The sequence below is a fragment of the Chryseobacterium salivictor genome, assembly GCF_004359195.1.
GTDB classification, from domain to species: domain Bacteria; phylum Bacteroidota; class Bacteroidia; order Flavobacteriales; family Weeksellaceae; genus Kaistella; species Kaistella salivictor.
This window is the reverse complement of sequence record NZ_CP037954.1, coordinates 1,738,732-1,760,931: the sequence shown is the minus strand read 5'-3', so window position 1 is coordinate 1,760,931 and position 22,200 is coordinate 1,738,732. Positions and strand designations below refer to the sequence as shown.

The window sequence follows — 22,200 nt, the reverse complement described above, 5'->3', positions numbered from 1 at the left end:
ATTATCTTCGTGACGAGGAACAACGCAAGACCTTTACACGGAAGAAGAAAGTAAGTTGTGAATTGCTTTCAAATTTCATTATCTTCGTGACGAGGAACAACTTTTCCCAGTTGAAAGCAACGAATACAACGGTTGTGAATTGCTTTCAAATTTCATTATCTTCGTGACGAGGAACAACTATTACCGTCGGTGTTATGGTGGATTAAGTGTTGTGAATTGCTTTCAAATTTCATTATCTTCGTGACGAGGAACAACGATTCCAACGGTTATCACTAAATGCCGATGGTTGTGAATTGCTTTCAAATTTCATTATCTTCGTGACGAGGAACAACAGCTACGGCGTGGTTCAATTGCACCTACTGGTTGTGAATTGCTTTCAAATTTCATTATCTTCGTGACGAGGAACAACCTGTCATATATCTTCCGTTATTAATATTATGTTGTGAATTGCTTTCAAATTTCATTATCTTCGTGACGAGGAACAACATCTGAGGAATATGCTCCAACCTGTGTATAGTTGTGAATTGCTTTCAAATTTCATTATCTTCGTGACGAGGAACAACTCCTGAGCGAAAAACAAATAATCAACAGAAGTTGTGAATTGCTTTCAAATTTCATTATCTTCGTGACGAGGAACAACAAGTTATGAATGGGAAGTTCTCGGCAATTAGTTGTGAATTGCTTTCAAATTTCATTATCTTCGTGACGAGGAACAACTGAATTTTTCAAATTACAGAAGTTCATCGAGTTGTGAATTGCTTTCAAATTTCATTATCTTCGTGACGAGGAACAACACGGAAAACAAGTTGAAGAAACATTTAATGGTTGTGAATTGCTTTCAAATTTCATTATCTTCGTGACGAGGAACAACCTCAAATAATAATCTGCTGATTTTCAGTAGATTATTTGTTTTTATAGCATTTAAAAAGTGAAGTATTCCTCCTTGCTAAAGTTTTATTTTAGCCTGTTATTCTTTCCTGGATTTTAAAATCGAAAGTAGAAGTCCAAAAAAAATCAAGATACTAAAATGATAAAGCTATTTTTTAATGTTAGTTTTTGCGACACCCACTTCTTTTGCACAATGCGTCAGCCCGCTGCAAAACTTTTTAACGGAATTAGTGGCAGCATTTCTCTTTTCCTGTAAAACTGGGAATATCAAACAGGCAGTTATTGGGAAATAATCTATTTTTTAGGGACGAACTGTGTTTTGGAAATCCGCTGTTTCATCAGGACAGAGGGGCGGAAGTTGACCGAGGGTTTACCAATCGTTTTTTCGGTGACCAGTTCCGGAGATTCCACCGCGGTGGATTTGGCCCTGATCCTGAAAGTACCTAGAAATTCAATGTTCACAACATTTCCCTCCTGCAGGTGTTTTGCAATCTGCGCGGCCATGCCTACCATCACCCCGTAGCAGTCTACTGGGTTCAGGGTGCTGTTTTCGGACAGGGCCTCAGCGATTTCGTGGAGGTCACTTCCCGGTTTTTCACTAGGGTGGCACAATACAGTTCTTTCATTTCCGATCCGGAAGGAACCGTCTTCTTGGTGGTAATAAATTTTTGCAGGCATATCTATTTATTTTTTAAAACCTAAAATTAATAAACACCGCGGTCTTTTCGAAAAATCACCGCGGTGTTTTATTATTTTCACCGCGGTGAATTTTCCAAAGGTTACTATAAAATATGAAGAGTATAATAAGAGCCTGTTTAAATTTTATTTAATAAAAATTTTATCGCGGATAATTTGACCCTATTTTCAGAGGTTGCCATTACGATTTCATAATTTCTACCGCAACTTCTGTCATGATCAAACCATGAAAATACTTAAAGAACGGTTTTTTCCCATTTTACACGCTGGCTGTCCATCATTTCTAAATCTGGCTCCGTGTTTTGGTTTCTCTTTAATCTGATTTTTTTCCGCAATTTGGAAAGAAGAAGATCGAAATTTTCCACATTTGCCCATTTGCTCTAATGATATTAAACCAATTGCCATTGATGGTCAGAAATGTTTGTGGAGTATTTTTTTCATTATAAATTATTAAGCTAGCTACCAATAAGTTACGAAAAAAAATAAATATAAATAACTGAAAGTCAATTTTTTATGTTATTTTTCTATATGAATAAATCAGAATAATTCGAGCTGTTGGTACATTGGCGGCGGTTCTTCTTTATTTCTGGCAAAAAAGATCTCAATATCACCAAACTGCTTATCGGTAATGCACATAATGGCCACTTTGCCTGCTTTAGGAAGTATAAACTTCACCCTTTTAATATGTACCTCAGCATTTTCCCGACTCGGACAATGCCTCATATACATCGAAAACTGAAACAGTGCAAATCCATCATCCAACAAACCTTTACGAAAGCGGTTCGCGTCTTTCATATTGGCTTTGGTTTCGGTCGGTAAATCGTATAAAACTAAAACCCACATAATTCGGTAGGCATTAAACCTCTCGGCATTCATATTAATTCCGGATAATCTATCAACCGCTTTTCTCCAGTATAACACTTATAAAGGGAGCTTGCAGTTGTTTTAACAGCCACCTTCAGCGGCCTTCTCTTGCCATCGATCAACACATCTTTGGTTGCAATTTGCAGGAGATGCGCTTTAAACTCTTTGGTCAACTCTTCTGAATCAGGGTTTTTCGTAAGCCAATTCATCACCAGCCAATCTACAAAAGGGCGGTAAGGTTCCATTAAATCATCTGCTAAGCAATAAGGATTGTACTTGTTTTTATGAAAAATCCCTAACACCGGAAGCAGCCCCGTTTCTACAATCGCACGGGCTACAATACTGCGCAAAACCGCATATCCGAAATTAAAAAACGGGTTCGGGGACTCGCCAAAACGCTGCCGCAGAAAATCTAAACTGATGAGGTATTTCCAGTAATGTTGTGCTGCAATGCCTTCCATATTGGTAATATCACCGCTTTTGACATTGTTTTGATAACCGGTCATGGGTTCATGATAATTTCCTAAACGGATTAAAACTTCCTTTTGGTTTTCAATTTTGCATTCTACGGTTTGCTTCCAAAGTTGTTTTTTCAGCGGTTCACTGGCTTCCAGCTGATCTTTCACCCGGTCTGAATGTTGCGAATGACCGTACAACGGCAACATGATGCCGTGCGGCAAATGGTGCGCATCACAACTGATGATGACCACATTATTTCCCATCATTTTCTGAATGAGCTGATGGGAAATCGTAATTTGAAAGTGATCCAGCATCAAAAGCCCCAAATCTTCCACCGGAACTTTGCCTTTCACTTCTTTGGTTTCCGGACAAAGAATGTACATCTGCTCGTCTTTGAGCTTGAGGTATGCGGAATTGCCGATGTAAATGGAGCGGGTGATCATCGGAAATTAAAATTTATGGTTCCATCTAATTTCATTTCAAAATCTTTACCTTCAATGATAAAATTAGGGGTAGTTGGCTTAAACAAAATTCTTGGAGCTATAAAATCTGTTTGATATTTTGAAAAACCATCCTTACCAGCTGATTTAAATATCTCTTTTGGAAAATCTTTTATTAATTCTTCATCTGTACGCGCTTCTAAATGGTGTTGAAAAAGCATATTTCCTACTGAAGCTTGGTGTAGCCTTTTAATAAAATATAGTCTTTTTGAAATTTCTTCAGGAGTTTTTTTAATATCCTCTAATTCTTCCAATGAATTATAGAAAATTACTTTTTGTCCACTTTTGAAAAGGTGAATTAGAATAGCTTCCTTAGTTTTTATTAAAACAGGTTCTTTCTGTTTAAATACTTCTTCTTTATTTTCAGGAATTCCTAAGGCACTAACAAACTTTGAAGCTTCAAATTTATTAATTGAAATTATATTTTTTTCTCCTTTTTCATTTTCATATAACCCAAACATATAATTCTCGCCGGAATCTGCATAAATATAATTTTTGTAATCTTTTGAAGATTTATAAACATGTTCTTTTACAACAGTTACATTGTCCGGATTCATAAATCCACGAGCCGCTTTAACTCTACATCGTAGATGTCTTAAAATTTTTCCTTGAAAATCCTGTAATTCTAGTTGTTTTACGCCATCTAAAATTTGTTTATTGAGATATTCTGCTAAATGAAAATCAACAATTATATCTGAACCAAAATTTACTTTATCAATAGGTTTTCTCAAAACCATCCAAACCTCATCTTTTCCATCTGTTTGATTATAGATTACATTACCTGATTCGTCTCTTAATAATGAACCATTGTTATCTTTTGCCGCAATTTTAATTTTTCCATAATAGGTTTGAAGATGTAATTCGCCCCTCACAGAATCTCCTTGTGCAACTTTAGGAATTTTATTTTTTTGATCAATCCAAACAACTTTTCCTCTTTTTCTTACAATCTTTTTTCCTGGAGTTAAAACTTGGTCTTTGTCGGCCATATTGTTGATAAGTATGTTATTTCTTATCTCATCAATCATCGAAATATTAAATCCAAGAAATGGTTTTTCGTGGTATTGTTTATCAAAATATTTTTCTTCAAATCCATAAGACTTTTTCAGTATTTCTTCTCGTTTTTTGGCAGAAGGAATAAGAGTTAAAACAGCAGCATCAATTGCGTGATGAGAATGCTTGCTTCTATCCTTTACCTCATCTTTTGGTTGAATCTCATATATTTTTCTAAATTCGGCAGTATTTGAGCCTTTAATAACATCTACTTTAGTAAAAACGGTTTTCAAATAATGAAAAGCATATTTTGTAATAATCTGTGTATCGGTTAATTGGCTATTGACAAATCCTTGCGGAATTTCTGTTCTTGTAAATCTATCTAATTTGCTTTTCCAATAATCATATTGCATTATACGAATATGTTTTTGACGAATAGCTTCATCTTTTGCCATTTTATCTATTGCAACTTTGGATTTGAATTTCCAAAAATCAATCTGCTTGAACAGATCTTCTACTTTCTTTTCCCACAAATACAAATGTGGTTTTATTGCCGAATACCCATTTGATTCTTCTTCATAATTAGGCAATTCAGTTGGCATTTGATTCTTTTTAATATTTCTATTATAATCTGCATAGCAAACCGTTAGATTAGCTAATGAATTGTCAAAAGATTTACTTCTGGGAATAGTATGCTCAAAATCGATTATGTTTTTATCAAACAAATCTGTCAATCTAATCATCTTTCCGGTGTAAAAACAAGTGCAATTTTGTTCTTTCCATAAACGGTATTTTTGAATGTCTTTTTGAGAAACAGATAGATTTTTATTTTTATCAATTACCTGAATTTCTTTCAGAACTTCTTCTAAATTGTCAGTTTGTTCAATCCATAATCTGAATTTTTCGTTGTCTTTTTTACTTGCAGGATCTGCATTTCCCTTGAATTCCGGATCATTAATTAACTCTGATATTGCATTAGCAAATTCTCGGTTTTCAGCTTCCCGGTCTCTTTGATATTTTTCTATTGCCCAGCGTTTGTTGCTATCGTTCAAATCTCTTGCAATTTCTACAACGATTCTGGTTTCTTCATCAATTTTTCCAATCTCAATTAAATAATTAATAACATCGCGCAACTTATACAATGTTTTGTAAGCCATCGGATTTTTGAAAGCTGCTGTTTTCGGGCTTAACAAATATTTTTGTCCTTCTTTTTTAGGATAAATATCGATTTGTGAGGGATGATAAATTTTGCTCAATTTTTCTTCTGAAACACCCAACGCACGCTTTAGAAATGCACAAATTCTATTTACCAAATGAGGTGGTTTGATATGCTCCCTTTTTGACGAAGCAAAAAAGTCTTGATATTTAATTGTTACTTCTGATAATATCTTTTTTCTGGAGCCTTCATCCAGTTTCTGCCAGGTTTTATCTCCGAAATGTTCTATAGTTGCTTTTTCAACCTCCTTCAAATCAGAACTATCTAGTTTATAACTTACATCTTTCCAAGCAAATCTTTCATCCCAATCCAATGCATAATACTTAAAAATCAAATTATTAGCAATGTTGACAATTGTTTTTTCTTCTCGTACGTTTTCAACTTCTTGCCGCAATGCTTCTAAGATTTCTTCTTTATTGTGTTCAAATAATTCCTTGCCGATAATTTCCGGTATTTTTGCTAGAATTACTGATTCGGAATAGATAATTCCTTGTTTTAAAAAAGGCAAAATATTGTTTATTGCTTTTAAACTTAAATTGGCATAACCAATAGGAAACTGATTAAATATAGTCACTAATTCTTTAACTTCCTTTTCATCTAATTCTAATGTACTCACGAGGAACTCTTCAAAAACCTCTTCATCTTCATAGGAAAACATAATATGCCAAATATCTTCAATAGTATAATTTACATCATACTCCTTCCCTTTCTTATCGATTTTTTTAATTGATTTTTTATAGTCCTGCCAATTTTCTCCAAACACAGATTTTAACCTTGCTGAAACAAAACAACTCGGAATAGAAATTTCATCCATTTTGGCCGAATAATTAAGTTCCCATTCTTTACCACCATTTTCCTTAATAAATTTTCTAACATCACTAAACTGAAAATCTCTCTTACTTTTGTAGAAGAATTTTTCGTTGTATAATTTTTGTCTAAGCTCTAGCGGTATTGATTCAAATTGATTCGTTTCTTTGTTTTTAAATTTTATATTATTAATAAAAGACCACGCTCTATACTCCTCAAATTTGTAATGGCTGATTGGACAACGGGCTTTATTAGGTTCTAAAGTACACTTCCCCACCAAGCCTTTTTGGGAGCGCAAAGGGCGTTGAAAAAATATTGCTTTTTCAATATCTTCACGAAACTGAAGATTGTCAATGTTTTGAAATTCTAAAATTTTCTTAGCTTCAATTTGATAATCAGACCTTAAAGTATATCTGTTTCTAACCCGTATTCCGTTATCTTCTAAAAACGCAAAAGCAGCTCCTAAGCTTCCATTCTCAATAATTAAATTTTCATATTCATTTCTTCCGATAGTCTTGGTTTCAGTACTTCCTTTATAAACTGCAGTTTTTTCATTAGCTCCACTTTTCCTGCTACTTTTAAAACCTCTTCTCTGCGCAATATGATATAATGCTCTACCAACTTTATATTTATTTTGAGGAAGTGATAAATTTAATTTTTCGGTGATTAATAATCTTCTCAATTGATATGGGCTTGTAAAATCCGGAATCCCATCATTATCAAAGTCCAACTTAATCCAGTTTTGAAATAATTCATCATTTACAGGAAAAATTCTTCCTAAGCCTTTTTCATAATGTTTCCATTTATTTAAATTTTCTATAGATAATGGACAATAATTATTTTCAATTAAAACTTTAAGAGTTTTCCACTTCCTATATCTTCTTGCATTGTAAAGCCTCCTTGAAGAACGATGTTTTGTTCTCTCGGCTGCAAATGAATATTCGCCGGATTTCCCTTCTCCAACCCCTTTTTTAAAAGTGTATACTTCATACCATGAAAACACATCACCGACTCTTAATGTAAGCCCAATTGAATTGGTACCTAAATCAACACCTAAAATTTTATTCATTTTTGTTTCGTTTTAATTATTTTTTATATATTTGCAACTGAAAGACAATTCACAACAAGGCTATAAGCCGAAGAAAAACTCAATCCTGCGTACTCCGTGGGATTTTTTATTGATGATAAGACGATTTCCAAATTTACCGGAAGCATTGCTTTTTTCATAGTTATTTTTTTCAATTCCCTAATATAATAAAAAGAATTAAGAGAAAATTATGGAAATCCGTAATAGGGCAATAAATAATTTTTATACATTTGTCTCAATAATTTTGAAAGCAATTCACAATAAGGATTATTCCGTTGTGAAAACATTTAGCGCCTCGACTATCTTCGGGGCATTTTTTTGTCTGAATATTTTACTACCACATGGAAATTAATACGCTAAAACATTTAGCAGCCCCTCTCTCCAAAACAAATTTGTAAAAACTCAGCCTTCTAAAGATTAGAAAGACACTTCCTAAAAACCTGATTTCGGGCCTTTTTTTTAGGCAAACAATGACCTTTTCGGCAAAAAGAAAAATTGGCAAATAGATTATTTTTCATTACTATTTTAATCACAAAAAAACTCCTTTCATCACTGAAAGGAGTTTTATATATCATTAATACGAAATTTTATCTCGCAATATTCACCGCTCTGGTTTCACGGATTACCGTTACCCGAACCTGTCCCGGATACGTTAATTCGTTTTGAATTTTCTCTGAGATATCATAAGAAAGCTGTGCCGATTGGTCATCATTCACTTTTCCGCTTTCTACCATTACCCGAAGTTCTCTACCCGCCTGGATTGCATAAGCACTTGAAACACCGTCGAAACTTAGAGCTGCTGCTTCCAGGTCTTTTAGTCTTTGTATATAAGATTCTAAAACCTGTCTTCTTGCGCCTGGTCTAGCTCCGGAAATCGCATCGGCCACCTGAATGATCGGCGATAATAAGGTGGTCATTTCAACCTCATCGTGGTGAGCCCCGATGGCGTTGACAACTTCCGGATTCTCACCGTATTTCTCTGCCCACTGCATTCCCAAAAGGGCGTGTGGCAATTCTGATTCCTGTTCCGGAACTTTTCCGATATCGTGAAGCAAACCGGCTCTTTTCGCTAACTTAACGTTAAGGCCTAATTCTGCCGCCATTGTTCCGGCGATATTCGCAACTTCTCTCGAGTGCTGCAATAAGTTCTGTCCATAAGAAGAACGGAACTTCATTCTACCCACGATTTTTACCAGTTCAGGGTGAAGTCCGTGAACTCCCAAATCGATGACGGTTCTTTTACCCACTTCGATGATTTCTTCCTCGATCTGTCTTTTGGTTTTGTCTACTACTTCTTCAATTCTTGCCGGGTGAATTCTACCGTCGGTAACCAATCGGTGAAGAGACAGTCTTGCGATCTCTCTTCTTACCGGATCGAAGCATGAAAGCAAAATAGCTTCCGGCGTATCATCAACGATGATCTCAACTCCTGTAGCCGCTTCTAAAGCACGGATATTTCTTCCTTCTCGACCAATAATTCTTCCTTTAACTTCGTCAGATTCGATATTGAATACAGAAACCGAATTTTCGATGGCCTGTTCTGTACCGATTCTCTGAATGGTCTGAATAACGATTTTCTTAGCTTCCTGTTTAGCGTTGAGTTGCGCTTCCGCCATGATGTTCTGAACATGTGCCTGCGCTCTTGTTTTGGCTTCTGCTTTCAAAGCTTCTACCAGTTCGTTCTTCGCATCTTCGGCAGAATATCCGGAGATTCTTTCCAGGATTTCTACTTTCTGTGCCGTAACCGCATCCAGTTCCTGCTGTTTTCTTTCGAGAATTTCGTGTTTTTTACTGTAATCAGCAATTTGACGGTCGAGGTCTTTCTCCAGTTTGCCTGTTTTGCTTAATTCATCATTAAGTTTCTGCTCTTTGTCTTTGATTCTTTTTTCAGAATCCTGCATTTTTCTTTCTCTTGACTGAATGTCTGCGTCATGTTGCGATTTCAGTTCCATGAATTTTTCCTTGGCCTGAAAATGCTTTTCTTTCTTAATGGATTCTGCCTGTACGGTGGCTTTTTCTATAAGGTTCTCGGCGTTTTTCTTTGCATCTTCTACGATGAATTTCGCTTTTGTGTTAAGAGCACTTTTGGAAAAAACCATTCCAATTACCGCTCCTACAACCAAGCAAACAATACCGATAATAATAATGGTGATTGTTGTCATATATGTTTAGTTTAATATTAAGTTTGTTAAAAATCAAGCCGTTAGATTCAAAATCATTTCAATTTAAAACCTTTTCGACCTTGATTATGGGTTAAAAAAAAACCTACAACAGTTCACGGATTTAGAGTAAACTCCTAATCAACACGATTTGAACTGTTTTTTATTTTCTGTAATCCGAGCATGTCGGCACGCCATTAAATAAACTTTCGTTCGGTAATAGTTTTGCGTTGAGTTTACCTGTAATGTGTTAGAACTATTGTAGGCAGTTGTTGAGTGAAAAAGAAAAATCTACTTTTCCAACTCTTCCAAAAATTGATTGATATTCATCAACCGCTCCGTGGAATCTTTTATATTTTTATCGTTGTTGATCTGTGCCACTTCAGCGTTGGTTCCTAATTTTAAGCAACACATCGCCAAAGCATCCTGTTTATCTCTAACGTCAAAATTCTGTTCAAAATCTTTAATCATTGCTTCAATCTGTTTCCCGACTTTGCGCAAAGTTTCTTCTTCGGCGGAGGGTACATTCAGCGGATAACTTCTGCCGGCAATGGTGATGGTTATTCTTCTTACATCCATTACAATCCACTGTTTTGAAGTTCCGCAATACAATAATCCACTTCTTTGATCAACCGGTTGATATGGTTCTTCATCAATCGGTTATGATCCGGATTTCCTGATATTGCTGAATAAAGTTTTATATCTTTTTGTTCTTCTGCTAAAACCTGGTTTCTTTTTCTTTCCTCTTCGTATTTCATCTTCAGCTCTTCATGCTCCTGATTTAATTCGATATATTTTTCGTTAAGATTCTCGTAATTTTTTTTTACCGCCAAAATCTTCTTTTCTAAAAGCGAAAAATTATTTTCTAAATCTTTGAGCATTTCTCCAGGTTAATTTATTCTAACTCTGTAGCAAAAATATAAAAAATTAATTTGAAAGTATAACTTATTGAGTACTAATTTTAGAAATTGCGAAATAAAAAAGAGAAAGTCTTAGAACCTTCTCCCTGTTATTAAAAAACCATCCCTTTTTTATTCAAATTTCAATACAAACATGAACGCTCTGGTTTTCGCACTCGAGATTGCTGATGACCAGTAGGGCGGCGTTTCGGCATTATCTGCCACAGATTCATTATTGATCATAAAGGTTCCCCTGAAGCCCGGCGTCAGTTTAAACCTGCTGAAATAAAACTGAATTCCCACTTCTGCCGACCAGGCCAGATTACTCCCCGTGGTACGGAAAATCCCCTGCTGATTGTCGTCTTCTGCCTTGCTGTTGGATTGCAGATTCATCATCCAGTTGACCCCGGTGGCGGCATAAGGTCGGGAATTATACCAACGGTCACCGTGAACCTCTATTAACAGAGGAATATCTACGTAAGTTGATTTTACAGTTCTTAATTTATCAGCATCCGTTAAAACTCTCGGCGCAAAAGGTTGGTTGGCCGGAGTCCCTGCCGCAAACTGATCGTTGGACTGTGTGTCGAAATAAATTTCGCGTTCCACGAACTGCAGACCCGGTTCGATTCTTAAATCAAAATAATCGCTTAATCTTAACTTCCCGATTAAACCAGCACCGAAACTATAGGCAGATTTGGTCTGTACCAAATTCTTTTGCCCATCCATCCCGAACTTAGGATCAAGAACCAGTTTGTAATCGAAATTATTGGCAGCGAGGTAAAATCCATAACTGAATTTCTGCTCATCAAATCCTTCCAGATGATCCATCCTGTCTTTGGTCCGGAACAACTGTGCATTGCTAAATGTTGCAAAACAAAAGGCAGCAACGATGCTCGTTTTAAAAAAGTTTTTCAACATATTATTATTTGGTGGCCTTATAAATGGTTGCGATTCCTAAACTTAGTTTTTTGTATTCTACTTTTCGAAATCCAACATTTAATAAAATGGTTTTCATTTTTTCTCCAAAAGGAAAAGCATTTACAGAATCCGGCAAGTAGGTATATGCGCGGTTATCTTTTGAAACCAATTTACCGATTTGAGGTAAGATATTTTTAAAATAAAACATATAAAATGGAGCTAAAAAACCTTCTACTTTGGAAAACTCCAGAATATAAACGCTCTTTCCCTCTTTCACTACCCTTTTCAATTCTGAAAGCCCTTTTTCTAAATTCTCGAAATTACGCACTCCAAATGCAACGGAAACCGCATCAAATTTATTGCTTTCAAAAGGAAGATTTTCTGCATCTCCTTTGATCATTTCGATTTGTTCGGTCAAATTAATCTTCCTGATTTTTTCTATCCCTACGTTCAGCATTTGCTGCGAAAGATCCAAACCAATCATTTTTGCACCGGTTCCTTTTTGTACGGCGATTGCTAAATCTCCGGTTCCGGTGGCCACATCCAAAACCTCTTTCGGCTGATCAGCATTCATCCACTTCACCAGGGTATTTCTCCATAAAACATCAATTTTCATAGAGAGCACATGATTCAGCAGATCGTATTTCGGTGCGATATTGTCGAACATATCTTCGACTTCTTTTTTCTTGCCGGCTTCGGTATTGTAAGGGGTAACTTGGTTCAAGGTGTCTTATTTAAATTGATAATATTCTTTATAATAATTCAAAAAATCTTCTTTCCGGAAAATTTTTGTTCTGGATTCTACTTTCTGGATGTTTTTTACTACTCCATCGTACTTTTCGTCGATATTGTAATAAAAAGCATCGGTATATAATTTATTAAAATGAACGGGAGCATTCAGATATAATTTCCCGTCGATATTGGTTTGTTTTCTCGCCGCGATCAAAGAATCCTTATTTAATCCATAGCCATAAAACTGTTCGTTGATATAATAATCCCGGTGAGCGATATTCAGCAGGCCGCGGTTTTTATTCACCACAAAACCTGAATCATACAGCAATTTTTTTTGACCGTCAAAAACTTTAATCTCGTTTTTGCCTTTCTTTAAATCAACATGCACTTTCTGCCCTGCCGAAATAATGTTTTCTTTCCCGTTATTAATAGTAAAATAAAAAGTATTTTCGGTGGGATTATCCACCAGGTAATAATTTTTTTTCGCTAAAAAGAAATTATAAATCCCGAAGGCGACCAATACAGTAATGACTGAAATAATTAAACCTTTGGTAGATGCACTGATTTTCATATAAAATATTGTGGTGAAAAAACTTTTGCAAATTTAATAATAATTTTGTTTTACTACGGTACAATAATAATTCTTAAATTTGCCCTAAATTTTTCATATCATTATATGCCCAATACAATCATAATCGGATCAGGAAGTTACATTCCTACTAAGGTAATCGGTAAAGAATACTTCATGGACTCTGTTTTTTACACCGACGAAGGTGAGAAAATCGACAAACCTAATGAAGAAGTCATTCAAAAATTTGTAGAAATCACCGAAATTGAAACCCGATGTTACCTGGAAGAAGACGAATTTAACTCTGATTTGGGATACCGCGCGGCAAAAGAAGCCATCGCGGACGCAAAAATAGACCAGGAAGATTTAGACTATATTATTTACGCCAGTAATTTTGGTGAAGTTGACCAAAACGGAATGACCAACTTCATGCCTTCGATGTCTTCCAGAGTGAAAAACAAACTCAACATTAAAAACAGAAGAACCGTAAATTACGACATGATTTTTGGCTGCCCCGGTTGGGTAGAAGCCATGATTTTGGCAGATACGCTTATTAAAGCTAAAAAAGCAAAATTAATATTGGTGGTAGGATCTGAAACCCTAAGCCGGGTAACCGACGCATTTGACCGCAACAAAATGATTTTTGCCGATGGGGCCGGAGCGGTCGTTGTACAGGCAACCGACGATGAAACCGTGGGAATCATTGCCGATTCAACCATTTGTGATAACGGACCGGAATTAAACTATCTCGAAAATGCACCTTCCTTAAAAAAAGATGAAGACCGCAGACCTTTATACATCAGAATGCACGGTAGAAAAATCTACGAATATGCCTTGAAAAATGTTCCTGATGCGATTAAAGAAACCATTGACAAAGCAAATTTAACCATCGACGATATCGATAAAATCTTAATTCACCAGGCAAATGCCAAAATGGATTATGCCATGATCTCCCGCTTGTTTAAACTCTACGGCAGAACAGATTACGATCACGCGGTTTCGCCAATGACGATTCAATATCTAGGAAACTCTTCTGTGGCTACAATACCAACCATGTTCGATTTAATTAGGAAAGGAAAAATGGAGGGGCAATCATTCAAAGAAAAAGGAAATATCGTCTTCACTTCGGTAGGAGCCGGAATGAACATCAACGCGATTGTTTACCGTTTTCCTTAATTAACAAGTCACAAAATAAAGAAGAGCACAAAACACATTTTGTGCTTTTTTATTGATCTAAAAAATGATGCAAAGAAATATTTTAATAATTACAGGAATTTTATTCGCCCTCGAATTTTATGTTTATCAGGCTTTTAAAACCGTCACAAACAATAATTCCCTTCGGATTGCTTATTGGGTGATTACGGTTTTGGTGTATTTATTTTTCATTTATGAAGTCCTTAATTTCAAACGTACAGAACGCGATCATCAGCAGGTACAGATTGTCGCTTCGGTATTTTTAGTTTTTTTACTTCCCAAACTTTTTGTGGTTTTCTTTCTTTTGATCGAAGATTTCGGACGGGGAATTAAATATACCGTTCAATTATTTGGCACGGCCGAAAATCACATTCCCGAACGCAGGAAATTTTTAAGTATCGTCGGAATAGGAACTGCAGCACTGCTTTCAGGTTTATTTCTGGATGGGATTGTTTTTGGAAAATACAGGCATTCGATAAGAAAAGTGAAATTAAAGATAGCGGGTTTGCCGAAAAGTTTCAGCGGTTACAAAATCGTGCAGATTTCCGATGTCCACGCCGGCAGTTTTCTCCGTCCCGAAAAACTGCAGAAAGCCATCGATTTAATTAATGAGCAAAAACCAGATTTAGTCCTGTTTACCGGCGATATGGTCAATAATTACGCCAGCGAGTTTAAACCTTTTGTGGACTTATTCCAAAGCATACAGTCGAAAGACGGCAAGTTTTCAATTCTCGGAAATCATGATTACGGCGATTACGGTACCTGGAATTCAGCGGCCGAAAAAGCACAGAACATTCCCAATTTAATTGAATTACAAAAACAGGCCGGCTTTGAAATGCTTAGAAATGAGCATCGGATCATTGAGAAAAACGGCGAAAAACTGTATGTACTTGGTGTAGAAAACTGGGGCGAAAAACCTTTTCCACAATATGGAGATTTGGATAAAGCGTCTTATGGGATCCCTGCCGAAGCTGCGAAATTATTGATGAGCCACGATCCCACGCATTTTGATGCCATCGTAAAAAATCATCCTTCCAATGTACAGCTCACGCTTTCGGGGCACACCCACGGCATGCAGTTTGGGCTTGATCTGAAAAACGTCCGTTGGTCTCCGGTGCAGTACCGTTATAAAAAATGGGCAGATTTATATGAAAGCAATGGAAAATCGCTTTATGTCAACCGGGGCTTTGGCGTGATCGGTTATCCCGGAAGAGTCGGCATCGATCCTGAAATAACCTTACTGGAATTGAGTTAATTAAAAAATAAAACCTCATGGTTGAATTTATAAAAGCAGCGGAAAAAGATATTCCTCTTTTTCAGCAACTGGCTGAAAAATCCTGGAATGCAGCCTACAGAAACATTCTCCCGCAAGATCAGATCGATTATATGTTGAAGGAAATGTATTCTCATCAGGAAATCTCTGATCAGCTCAAAAATCCAAATTATCACTATTACTTCATTTTAAATAATGGGAGCGCTGCCGGATTTATCGGTTTCGAATTTCATTATGAAAAAGACACTGCCAAACTCCACCGCATTTATCTTTTAGAAGAATTCAAAGGAAAAGGTCTCGGCAAAAAAGCCATCAATTTCTTAAAAGAAAAAGTCGCAGAAACTTCAGACAGGAGAATTATCCTGAACGTCAACAAAGATAATCCTGCAAAAAAAATTTATGAATCGCAAGGATTTTCGGTATTTGCAGAAGGTATTTTTGACATCGGAAACGGTTATGTAATGGATGATTACTTAATGGAATACCGGTTTTAAATCCTCATTTTCACCCGGAAAAAATAAGAGCTTTTTTTATTTGGTACGATTTTAGAATTGTTAATTTTATTAACATTAAAAAATTAAAATTATGACACGTACTAATTTATTCTCAAAGATCCAGATTTTCGCATTGGCAGTGATGGCAAACTTTGCCGTAGTTTTGGTAAAAGCGCAGGAAAAAGCTTCCGATTTAAAAGTGGATGTAGATGTGAACAAAGGAAATGACGCGATGGGCGGAGACTGGATGAGTAATCCACTGGTTTGGGTAGTCGGTGCATTGGTACTGATCGTTATCATTGCATTGGTTGCAAGAGGTGGCGGAAACAAATAAACGACCTCATCATCAACAAAAATCCCGAAGATTGTAAAGTTTTCGGGATTTTTATGTTAAAATTTCTGTTGCTTTTTTACAGAGCGAGTGCTTTTTGATAAGCGTTTTCAATTCCATCCAGGTTTTTTCCACCTGCTGTTGCAAAGCCCGGATTTCCGCCGCCGCCACCCTGGATCTCCTTAGCCAAATCTTTCACGATATTTCCCGCGTGGTATTTTGCTTCTAAATCTGAAGATACGCTTACGGTAATCATCGGTTTCCCATCCGCATCAGAAAGGACGATAATCACTGAATTCGCAACATCTTTCTTCAACTGGAACACAATATCTTTCACGCTACCGGCATCCAGAGAAACTTTCTTCACCAGTAATTTTTTATCTTCTTTCTGAACGAAATCATTGGCCCAGTTCGACGTTTCAGATTTTGCTTTCTCTTTTTTCAAAGATTCTATTTCAGATTTTAAAGAAGTATTTTCCTCGATCAGTTTCTCCACTGATTTCGTAAGCTCTTTTGACTTTAATAAAGAAGAAATCTCTTTCAGCTGGGTTTCCAAATTCCTGAAATAAGCCGCAGACTGATCTCCGGAAATCGCTTCTATTCTGCGGATTCCGGCTGCAGTAGAACTTTCGTTCTGAATTTTAAAATGACCGATTTCTCCCGTATGTTTCACATGCGTTCCCCCACACAGTTCTTTGGAAGAACCGAACTGAATCATTCTTACTTTATCGCCGTATTTCTCACCGAAAAGTGCCATTGCTCCTTTTTCCATGGCTTCCGTAATTGGGATTTCACGGAATTCCTGAAGGGCAATATTTTCTTTGATTTTTGCATTCACCTTTTCTTCAACCACTTTCAAATCTTCTTCACTGATTTTAGAAAAATGGGAAAAATCAAAACGCAGATAATCCGGACCTACGAAAGATCCTTTCTGTTCCACGTGTGTTCCTAAAACTTCGCGCAGCGCTTCGTGAAGCAAATGCGTCACCGAATGATTCGCCTGCGTATTTCTTCTTTCCGATTCGTTTACTTTAGCATAAAAAACTGCACCTGCATCTTTCGGCAAATCTTTAATTAAAGAGACGATCAGATTATTTTCTTTTCTGGTTTCCAGCACTTCGATGATTTCTGAACAGTCTGTAATATCAAAAACGCTTGGATTTGAAATATCAAAACCTGCGGTATAACTTGGAATTAAAATTCCCTTGTCACCCACTTGCCCGCCACCTTCAGGATAAAATGGCGATTTGGAAAGCACGATCTGATAAAATTCGCCGTCTTTATTTTCAATTTTCCGGTATCTTGTAATATAGGTTTCAGTTTCCAGGACATCATACCCTACAAAAGATTCTGCTTTTTCCTCTAAAACAACCCAGTCATAAACTTTTTGTGCGGATGATTTTTTGGAACGCTGTTTCTGCTTGGTCATTTCTTCTTCAAAACCTTGCTCATCAACGGTCAACTGTTTTTCTTCAGCGATGATTCTCGATAAATCCGCGGGGAAACCGTACGTATCGTACAATTCGAAAACATCCACGCCGGAAAGGGTTTTCTGTCCTTTTGAAATCGTATCGTTAATAATTAAATCAATTCTTTTTAAACCGTGTTCGATGGTTTTCAGGAAAGAAGTTTCTTCTTCTTTGATCACTTCCGTCACCAGTTTTTGCTGTTTAACCAGTTCAGGGAAAAAGTCGCCCATTTCGGTTCTTAAAACAGCCACCAATTCAAAAAGGAAAGCTTCTTTCATTCCTAAAAATCGGTAAGCATACGAGATTCCGCGGCGCAAAATCCTGCGGATTACGTAACCAGCGCCACCGTTTGAAGGCAACTGTCCATCGGCAATTGCAAAAGTAACCGCCCGGATATGATCGACCACCACGCGGATGGCAATATCTTTTTCGTCTTCTAAAATTCCGGTATATTTTTTTCCTGAAAGTTCTTCTACTTTTTGAATTAAAGGCGTGAAAACATCGGTATCATAATTCGAAGTTTTGCCTTGTAAAGCCATACACAAACGCTCAAAACCCATTCCGGTATCTACGTGCTGCTTTGGCAGTTTTTCCAGACTTCCGTCGGCTTTCCTGTTGAATTCCATGAAAACGAGATTCCAGACTTCTACCACTTGCGGGTGATCGTTATTCACCAACTCCAAACCGGAAACTCTGGCTTTCTCTTCGTCTGTTCTGATATCGACATGAATTTCGGAACAAGGTCCACAAGGTCCGCTCTCGCCCATTTCCCAGAAATTATCTTTTTTATTTCCGTTAATGATCCGGTCTTCAGAAATATGAGCTTTCCAGAAATTGTAGGCATCCTGGTCGCGGTCTAAGTTTTCGGAAGCATCACCTTCAAAAACAGTAACATATAAATTTTCTTTCGGAATCTTATAAACTTCTGTCAGTAATTCCCAGGCATAACCAATGGCTTCTTTTTTAAAATAATCACCAAATGACCAGTTCCCTAACATTTCAAACATCGTGTGATGGTAAGTATCGCGGCCGACATCGTCCAAATCATTATGCTTCCCGGAAACTCTCAGACATTTTTGTGTGTCTGCAATTCGCGGTGATTTCGGTTCTTTATAACCTAAAAAGTAATCCTTAAACTGGGTCATTCCAGAATTGGAGAACATCAAGGTAGGATCGTCTTTCAATACAATCGGCGCTGACGGTACGATCAGGTGATTTTTACTTTTAAAATAGTCTAAAAACTGCTGGCGTATATTTTGTGAAGTCATAGTTGATTTTGGCTTTTAGCGATTGGCTTTGGGCGAATTTATAAGAATGCAAATTTAAGAAATTTTTGACTGAAAAAACAGATTGATTTTTCGGAACTTAAGAGAGGTATTATTCTCAGTAAATATCTAATTTTTTAACCAAGGGATTTTTTATACTCCTTAGCCTTTCCTTAATTAAACAAAGAAGAATGAATAAATTGATTTGATTAAGCGGAAGTTTAGAACTGAAACTGCTGAAAGCGTTCATCCAAGCCCTCGACAAAGGCAGATTTAAAACATGTATTTCCGGTTAAGACAGATCATTGTAAGGAGGTGCAACAGCGCTGCCCCCAACCAACGCTCACTATCACAAAAAAAACCAATTCCACTATCCGCAAAATTTAACACTCATGTATCAATTTTTAACATTTATTTATACATAAATAGTTGTTAATTTGTATAACAAAGTAAAGAAAACCAAGTAATGTTCACTCATTGTTTTGATTAAATTGATACCCGCTGTTTGGAAAGATCAGCTGTTGCCATTTTTCCGTTGTATCCAGACAGTTCTGTCATTTCAAATCTCAGCAATAATGAGAATACCCAAAGGTTCCTTTTCCGAAACTGATCATGATAAAGATTTTGCCGCTTAAGATAAAGGCACGAAAAACCGGTATGTATTCTACTTCCGGAAAACTGCAGTGGAGTGCTTTTCAGATGAAGGCACAGGAGAACTGTGTTTCGTGCACCTATTTTATTTTTTAATTTACCATTGCAGGCAGATTCATTAGCAGTCAATGCAGATGGTGGTTCTATGAAATGATCCGTTACATTTTGTTTTCAGAGCAAGCCTTTTTAGTTTTTCTGTAAACATGGAGCAATAGCTGTTATACTTAAACTTAATTAAAAATACTGAGATGCATTTAACACCACGAGAAATCGAAAAACTGATGCTGCACACCGCTGGAGAACTTGCTCTGAAAAGAAAAGCAAGGGGTGTGAAACTGAATTACCCCGAATCTATAGCCCTGATCAGTCATTTTGTGATGGAAGGAGCAAGAGACGGAAAACGCGTTGCCGACCTCATGCACGAAGGCGCAAATATTCTTACGAGAGAGGATGTGATGACCGGCGTGCCCGAAATGATCCATGACATACAGATTGAAGCAACGTTCCCCGACGGAACCAAAATGGTGAGCGTGCACAATCCTATCCGATAATCTCAAAAAACAAAGCATTATGATACCTGGAGAAATATTTGTAAAAGAAGGCACGATTATCTGTAATGAAGGCAGGCCGACCGTAAAAATAAAAGTGACCAATACCGGCGACCGACCCATACAGGTAGGTTCGCATTATCATTTTTTTGAAGTAAACAAAGCGATGTTGTTTAACCGCGATGAAGCCTTCGGAAAAAGACTGAATATCATATCAAGTACTGCAGTCCGTTTTGAGCCCGGCGAAGAAAAAGAAGTAGAACTGGTAGAGATTGGAGGAGACCGGAATTTCTACGGTTTCGACAATCTTGTAAGCGGATCTATCGACTCTCAGGAGGTGAAAGATCGGGCACTTGCTAAAATGAAATCTTTGAACTATAAATCTTTATAAAATGAGTTTAGAAGTAGACAGAAAACAGTACGCGAATATCCTTGGACCTACAACGGGTGATAAAATTCGTCTTGGAGATACCAATCTGATCATAGAAGTAGAAGACGACTTCGGAATTTACGGCGATGAATCTATTTTTGGTGGCGGCAAAACCGTACGCGACGGAATGGGACAGAATTCTACATTTCTAAGATCACAGGGCGTTCTGGATCTGTGCATTACCCGCGCAATTCTGATCGATCACTGGGGAATTGTAAAAGCAGATATCGGGATTAAAGACGGCAAAATCGTCGGGATCGGTAAAGCAGGAAACCCAGATACCATGGATGGAATTACCCCCGGAATGATTATCGGCGCTTCTACAGAAGTCCACAACGGTGCCGGAATGATCGTTACAGCGGGTGGAATCGATACTCATGTTCACTTTATTTCCCCGCAGCAGATCGAAACTTCACTCTACAGTGGAATCACTACGATGATCGGTGGAGGAACCGGACCAAATGACGGCAGCAATGCCACAACCTCAACACCGGGAAAATTCAATATTCAGAGAATGATGGAGGCCACTGAAGCCTTTCCCATGAATCTGGGATTTTTCGGCAAAGGAAACTGCTCCACCGTGGAACCTCTAGAAGAACAGATCGAAGCCGGCGCACTGGGGCTTAAGGTCCACGAAGACTGGGGCGCTACTCCGGCAGTAATCGACGCATCGCTGAAAGTAGCCGATAAATACGATATCCAGATCGCCATCCATACCGACACCCTGAATGAAAGCGGATTCCTGGAAGATACCATTGCCGCCATCGACGGACGGGTAATCCACACATTCCATACGGAAGGCGCGGGAGGAGGCCATGCTCCGGACATTATCAAAGCCGCGATGTATCCAAACGTATTACCGGCTTCTACCAACCCTACCCGTCCGTTTACCGTGAACACGATCGATGAACATTTAGACATGCTGATGGTTTGCCATCATTTGAGTAAAGAGATTCCCGAAGATGTCGCTTTTGCCGATTCCCGTATTCGTCCAGAAACAATCGCAGCCGAAGACATCCTTCATGACATGGGCGTTTTCAGCATCATGAGTTCCGATTCCCAGGCGATGGGGCGTTGCGGAGAAGTCATTATGAGAACATGGCAGACCGCCGATAAGATGAAATTGCAGCGCAAGGAACTGGAAGAAGACAAAGGCAAAGGAAATGACAATTTCCGCGTTAAAAGATACATCGCAAAATATACCATCAACCCTGCCATCGCGCATGGAATCTCCGACTATGTAGGATCACTGGAAGTGGGCAAGATCGCCGATTTCGTCATTTGGAAACCCGCATTTTTCGGGGTAAAACCTGAAATGATCGTAAAAAGCGGCTTTGTAAGCGCCAGTAAAATGGGCGATGCTAATGCCTCGATCCCAACACCACAGCCAATCGTTTACAAAACGATGTTCGGTGGTTTCGGCACCGCGGTACAGAAAACGAGCATCACCTTCGTTTCCCAGGCATCCATCGAAAACGGAACCATTAACAGCTATCAGCTCAACAGGATTTTCCTTCCGGTGAAAAACTGCCGCAACATCGGTAAAAAAGACTTGATTCACAATGACAAAACTCCAAACATTGAAGTCAATCCCGAAAACTACAAAGTATATGTGGACGGCGAGTACATCACCTGTGATCCGGTGGAAGAACTGCCGTTGGCACAAAGATATTTCCTTTTTTAAAATTAAACTGAAACTGCGGGAGGACGCTTCACGGTGGACTTCCGTATTTTTTTATGAGCGAAATCGAGGACAAAAAAC

General features: G+C 37.6%; 18 protein-coding genes and 1 CRISPR repeat array (1 of these 19 only partly in view). Of the genes, 7 read left to right on the top strand and 11 right to left on the bottom strand.

Going from position 1 to position 22,200, the window contains the following annotated elements; all coding sequences use genetic code 11:
• A CRISPR array of direct repeats spans nucleotides 1-871; the repeat unit is 47 nt; unit sequence GTTGTGAATTGCTTTCAAATTTCATTATCTTCGTGACGAGGAACAAC; it reaches 1,178 nt to the left of the window's first position.
• Nucleotides 872-1,182: 311 nt separating this feature from the next.
• From NBC122_RS08140 to NBC122_RS08095, 10 genes are all read right to left on the bottom strand, one after another.
• On the bottom strand, nucleotides 1,183-1,566 hold the full coding sequence (locus tag NBC122_RS08140; RefSeq protein WP_133439901.1) for an HU family DNA-binding protein: 384 nt from the start codon (nucleotides 1,564-1,566) through the stop codon (nucleotides 1,183-1,185).
• Nucleotides 1,567-2,121: 555 nt separating this feature from the next.
• Nucleotides 2,122-2,460 carry a CRISPR-associated endonuclease Cas2 gene (gene cas2 / locus NBC122_RS08135; protein WP_133439900.1) on the bottom strand — a complete coding sequence of 113 codons (339 nt, stop codon included), beginning with the start codon at nucleotides 2,458-2,460 and terminating at the stop codon, nucleotides 2,122-2,124.
• Nucleotides 2,457-3,350: a type II CRISPR-associated endonuclease Cas1 gene (cas1, locus tag NBC122_RS08130; protein ID WP_133439899.1), complete on the bottom strand. Its 894-nt coding sequence runs from the start codon at nucleotides 3,348-3,350 to the stop codon at nucleotides 2,457-2,459. Before cas1 ends, cas2 begins: the two co-directional genes overlap by 4 nt.
• Nucleotides 3,347-7,489 (bottom strand): type II CRISPR RNA-guided endonuclease Cas9, encoded by a 4,143-nt coding sequence (cas9, locus tag NBC122_RS08125; RefSeq protein WP_133439898.1) that lies wholly within the window; start codon nucleotides 7,487-7,489, stop codon nucleotides 3,347-3,349. Before cas9 ends, cas1 begins: the two co-directional genes overlap by 4 nt.
• A 605-nt stretch (nucleotides 7,490-8,094) precedes the next feature.
• Entirely contained in the window at nucleotides 8,095-9,669 is a 1,575-nt protein-coding gene (gene rny, locus NBC122_RS08120; protein ID WP_133439897.1) for a ribonuclease Y, read from the bottom strand.
• A 288-nt stretch (nucleotides 9,670-9,957) separates the two neighbouring features.
• Nucleotides 9,958-10,245: a cell division protein ZapA gene (locus NBC122_RS08115; protein WP_133439896.1), complete on the bottom strand. Its 288-nt coding sequence runs from the start codon at nucleotides 10,243-10,245 to the stop codon at nucleotides 9,958-9,960.
• Entirely contained in the window at nucleotides 10,245-10,547 is a 303-nt protein-coding gene (locus tag NBC122_RS08110) for a hypothetical protein (RefSeq protein WP_133439895.1), read from the bottom strand. Before NBC122_RS08110 ends, NBC122_RS08115 begins: the two co-directional genes overlap by 1 nt.
• Nucleotides 10,548-10,697: 150 nt before the next feature.
• Complete coding sequence (gene porT / locus NBC122_RS08105; protein ID WP_133439894.1) at nucleotides 10,698-11,483, bottom strand: type IX secretion/gliding motility protein PorT/SprT; 786 nt, start codon at nucleotides 11,481-11,483, stop codon at nucleotides 10,698-10,700.
• A 4-nt stretch (nucleotides 11,484-11,487) separates the two neighbouring features.
• Complete coding sequence (gene ubiE / locus NBC122_RS08100; RefSeq protein WP_246012485.1) at nucleotides 11,488-12,150, bottom strand: bifunctional demethylmenaquinone methyltransferase/2-methoxy-6-polyprenyl-1,4-benzoquinol methylase UbiE; 663 nt, start codon at nucleotides 12,148-12,150, stop codon at nucleotides 11,488-11,490.
• Nucleotides 12,151-12,213: 63 nt separating this feature from the next.
• A complete protein-coding gene (locus NBC122_RS08095) occupies nucleotides 12,214-12,786 on the bottom strand; it encodes a hypothetical protein (RefSeq protein ID WP_133439892.1) in 573 nt (190 codons plus the stop codon).
• Between the two features lie 105 nt (nucleotides 12,787-12,891).
• Between NBC122_RS08095 and NBC122_RS08090 the strand changes: the two genes are divergently transcribed.
• The 4 genes from NBC122_RS08090 (at nucleotide 12,892) to NBC122_RS08075 (ending at nucleotide 16,078) form a co-directional block, all read left to right on the top strand.
• The gene (locus NBC122_RS08090) at nucleotides 12,892-13,959 is read left to right on the top strand and encodes a 3-oxoacyl-ACP synthase III family protein (protein WP_133439891.1); all 1,068 of its coding nucleotides are present in this window, start codon (nucleotides 12,892-12,894) and stop codon (nucleotides 13,957-13,959) included.
• A gap of 67 nt (nucleotides 13,960-14,026) precedes the next feature.
• Nucleotides 14,027-15,232, top strand: coding sequence for a metallophosphoesterase (locus NBC122_RS08085; RefSeq protein WP_133441087.1), 1,206 nt, complete (start codon nucleotides 14,027-14,029; stop codon nucleotides 15,230-15,232).
• A 17-nt stretch (nucleotides 15,233-15,249) separates the two neighbouring features.
• Complete coding sequence (locus NBC122_RS08080) at nucleotides 15,250-15,744, top strand: GNAT family N-acetyltransferase (protein ID WP_133439890.1); 495 nt, start codon at nucleotides 15,250-15,252, stop codon at nucleotides 15,742-15,744.
• A gap of 91 nt (nucleotides 15,745-15,835) precedes the next feature.
• Nucleotides 15,836-16,078 (top strand): hypothetical protein, encoded by a 243-nt coding sequence (locus tag NBC122_RS08075; protein WP_133439889.1) that lies wholly within the window; start codon nucleotides 15,836-15,838, stop codon nucleotides 16,076-16,078.
• A 76-nt stretch (nucleotides 16,079-16,154) separates the two neighbouring features.
• Here the strand turns inward: NBC122_RS08075 and alaS are convergent, their stop codons facing one another.
• Entirely contained in the window at nucleotides 16,155-18,812 is a 2,658-nt protein-coding gene (gene alaS / locus NBC122_RS08070) for an alanine--tRNA ligase (RefSeq protein ID WP_133439888.1), read from the bottom strand.
• 896 nt (nucleotides 18,813-19,708) lie between these two features.
• On the opposite strand from alaS, the gene ureA reads away from it, so the two are divergent.
• The 3 genes from ureA to ureC are packed head-to-tail and all read left to right on the top strand — an operon-like array spanning nucleotide 19,709 to nucleotide 22,122.
• Nucleotides 19,709-20,011, top strand: a complete 303-nt coding sequence (gene ureA / locus NBC122_RS08065) for an urease subunit gamma (protein ID WP_133439887.1) — start codon at nucleotides 19,709-19,711, stop codon at nucleotides 20,009-20,011.
• 19 nt (nucleotides 20,012-20,030) lie between these two features.
• The gene (gene ureB, locus NBC122_RS08060; RefSeq protein ID WP_133439886.1) at nucleotides 20,031-20,399 is read left to right on the top strand and encodes an urease subunit beta; all 369 of its coding nucleotides are present in this window, start codon (nucleotides 20,031-20,033) and stop codon (nucleotides 20,397-20,399) included.
• A gap of 1 nt (nucleotide 20,400) precedes the next feature.
• Nucleotides 20,401-22,122, top strand: a complete 1,722-nt coding sequence (gene ureC, locus NBC122_RS08055; RefSeq protein ID WP_133439885.1) for an urease subunit alpha — start codon at nucleotides 20,401-20,403, stop codon at nucleotides 22,120-22,122.
• Nucleotides 22,123-22,200 lie beyond the last annotated feature (78 nt).